This window comes from Enterobacter sp. 725m/11, assembly GCF_011683705.1.
Classification (GTDB): Bacteria; Pseudomonadota; Gammaproteobacteria; order Enterobacterales; family Enterobacteriaceae; genus Enterobacter; species Enterobacter bugandensis.
The window spans coordinates 1-2,974 of the sequence record NZ_JAAQOK010000098.1; the positions used below are offsets into that span (position 1 = coordinate 1).

Here is a 2,974-nt window from a genome sequence, read left to right on the forward strand (position 1 = left end):
TCCGTCGTCGGCAGCGTCAGATGTGTATAAGAGACAGGCTAAATACATTAATATTTGGGATGTATTTTTCGATTGTATGGGGTGGGCTTTTGTTAGCCTTGCTATTATTACTTGATATCTTCGAGGTTAAAATATTTCTAATGTATTCTTTCTCGGCAGGTATTCTTTTTGGTATATCAATGAGTATTTACCATTTATGGCGCAGAGTGGTAAATCAATTGCCTGAATGGGACGATTTATAATGGGTTGTAGATAATATTTGGATATGCAGTTACTTAGGTAGCGAAAATACACTGCATATCCTTTTTTAAACCAATAACTTGTATTTGACTTTTTTATAATATTAAATCATCGTCGACCATTACATCTCTGACAAATCGAACAGGATAAGTCATTTCAATAGTATGGCCATCAATATAATGATTGATCATGTCAAATGTATAATACAAGTAAGGTATGCTTTGAATTTGCGTTGAACTCCAATAAGGCGATGCTCCTTCACCATTATCTTGGGGTATGTCAAAATATGATTTGAAAAGGTCATTTTTAAGACAGCTATTTGAAGATAGTAAAGATAATTCCTCGATATTTGGCAGTCTCCACCCATTCCCTTGTTTTGTTGCTTCTCCAAAAGCTGTACTCAAATTAAGGGGAGTTGGTTCTCCAGTACATCCATTCTCTTTATTCCATTGCATGCCGAAAGTGCAAGCCTGCCATTCTAGGTTGTTTTTAATATCTATCACTGTCGAATTCTCGGTGATGAAATCACACTGAGCATATGTAGACAAACTACTCATAGCTAATGATAAATAGATGAAGATTTTCATTGTTTTCATGATGAAATTTAAGCCATCACAATGAAGTGATGGCTACAGTTAAGTTTATTTAAGGTTATCAATTGCGATTCTTGAAGCTTCTGCGATTACTTTATCCTCATGCTTGGCTTCTTTTTCGTTTTTTGTAGTGTATACAGAAATTATAAGAGGAGCTCGGTTCTTTGGCCAGACTACCGCATAATCATTTGCCGTACCGTATGCACCGCAACTACCAGTTTTATCGCCAACTACCCAATCGCTTGGTACGCTAGCACGAATACGCGCTGCACCGGTTGTGTTACCCTTTAACCATGTCTGATAGGTTTCCTTTTCACGCTCATTGAGTATGTTACCCAGTGCAAGGGTTTTCAGGCTCTTAGCTACTGCTGCAGGTGTAGATGTGTCACGTTCATCGCCAGGAATAGCTGTGTTTAGATCTAACTCCCAACGATCGAGTCTAAAATCTTTATCTCCAATCGACCGCATGAATTTAGTCATACCCTCAGGACCACCGATATATCGTTCAAGGATAATATTAGTAGCACCATTGTCGCTATATTGTAAAGCTGCAGCAGCCATATCACCTAATGACATTCCATTATCTTTATATTTAGTTGTGATGGGTGAATGGAACTCTAAACTTCTTGTATTATAATTCACGATCTGATTAAGATTTAGTTGATTATCTTGAGAGCCTTTTAATACAGCAGCAGCTAAAAAACCTTTGAAAGAACTACATAATGGGAATCGTTCATTTGCTTTGTATGAAAATGATTTGCCTGAGCCAGTGTCTAAAGCGTAGACACCAATTCTACCATTGAAATCTGTTTCAAGGTCTTTAATCTCATCGATGCCCTTTGTATTGGCCTGTGAGAAAAATGATATTGAAACTAAACAAGAGCTAAACAAGATGGCTATTCTACTTGGTTTTACATTAAGTGACATGGTTTTACCTTATATACAATTTTCTATATTAACTAGGACATGGCGGGTATTAACTTTCAACAGAGGGCGATTATACAGTTGTTATTTTTTCTTTGAAGCAATATAATTTTTATACAGCCATAACTTTTTCTTTGGGTTACTATGCGTGCCAGATTACCTTTAAATGCATTACGAGCTTTTGAAGCTTCTGCAAGATATCTAAATTTTACTAAAGCCGGACTAGAGCTTCATGTAAGCCAGGCCGCCGTAAGCCAGCAGGTAAGAACACTTGAACAGATGCTTGGTGTGGCTCTTTTTACAAGAGTACCGCGTGGGTTACAGTTGACAGACGAAGGCCTGCATCTTTTGCCTTCGATTACAGAAGCTTTGCAGATGATGAGTTCTGCCATGGATAAATTCCATGAAGGTAAGATTAAAGAAGTGCTTACTATTGCTGTCGTTGGGACTTTTGCAATAGGTTGGCTTCTTCCTCGGATTACTGAGTTCCTTAATGAAAATCCATGGATTGATATTAGAATTTTAACGCATAATAACGTTGTCAATCTAGCTGCAGAAGGTATTGATGCATCTATTAGATTTGGATCAGGCGGCTGGATTAATACGGAAAATATTTTACTCTTTCAGGCGCCGCATACAGTATTATGTTCCCCGGAAACATCCAAGAAACTGTGCATTCCATCAGACTTAAAAAAAGTTTGCTTACTGCGCTCCTATCGAAAGGATGAATGGAATAATTGGTTTAAAGCTGCTGGGATCGACTCTTGGACTGTTAACGGGCCTATCTTTGATTCTACCAGACATATGATAGATGCTGTAAAATTAGGTGATTATGCAGCATTAGTTCCTTATCATATGTTTCAAAAAGAATTAAATGAGCGCTCCGTAGCAAAACCTTTTGAAATTTATGCCACGCTTGGCGGTTATTGGCTGACTTTACAGAAATCTCGGGTTAATCATAATAGTGAAGCACTTAATGTTTTTAAGGAATGGATTATCGAGCATAGCAGAGAGTTTGTACTTAAATCCTAATCTCTGCTAAAGATATATCAATGCTTATTATTTAAGTAATCGTACCAAAAACTTCTCTTACCTTTATAATTGACTGTTGTAAGACATCTGATGATATGCCGGCTAATTTTTTTTGAATCAATGTTTAAGATTTCACTAACTTGATAATCTGTCTCTTATACACATCTGACGCTGCCGACGACGGA

The 2,974-nt window shown here is 37.3% G+C and carries 4 protein-coding genes; 2 read left to right on the forward strand and 2 right to left on the reverse strand.

Features of this window, described 5'->3' with window-relative positions; genetic code table 11:
• The coding region (locus HBA26_RS22810; protein ID WP_243854862.1) for a DUF6404 family protein at nucleotides 1-242 on the forward strand (242 nt) is incomplete at its 5' end.
• 93 nt (nucleotides 243-335) lie between these two features.
• On the opposite strand, the gene HBA26_RS22485 is transcribed toward HBA26_RS22810, so the two are convergent.
• Entirely contained in the window at nucleotides 336-836 is a 501-nt protein-coding gene (locus tag HBA26_RS22485) for a DUF1566 domain-containing protein (protein WP_166721057.1), read from the reverse strand.
• 45 nt (nucleotides 837-881) lie between these two features.
• Nucleotides 882-1,760 carry a carbapenem-hydrolyzing class A beta-lactamase IMI-1 gene (locus HBA26_RS22490; RefSeq protein ID WP_053073497.1) on the reverse strand — a complete coding sequence of 293 codons (879 nt, stop codon included), beginning with the start codon at nucleotides 1,758-1,760 and terminating at the stop codon, nucleotides 882-884.
• Between the two features lie 141 nt (nucleotides 1,761-1,901).
• Here HBA26_RS22490 and imiR point away from each other — a divergent pair, with 141 nt between their 5' ends.
• Entirely contained in the window at nucleotides 1,902-2,789 is an 888-nt protein-coding gene (gene imiR, locus HBA26_RS22495; RefSeq protein ID WP_048224141.1) for a LysR family transcriptional regulator ImiR/NmcR, read from the forward strand.
• The last annotated feature ends 185 nt before the right edge of the window (nucleotides 2,790-2,974 follow it).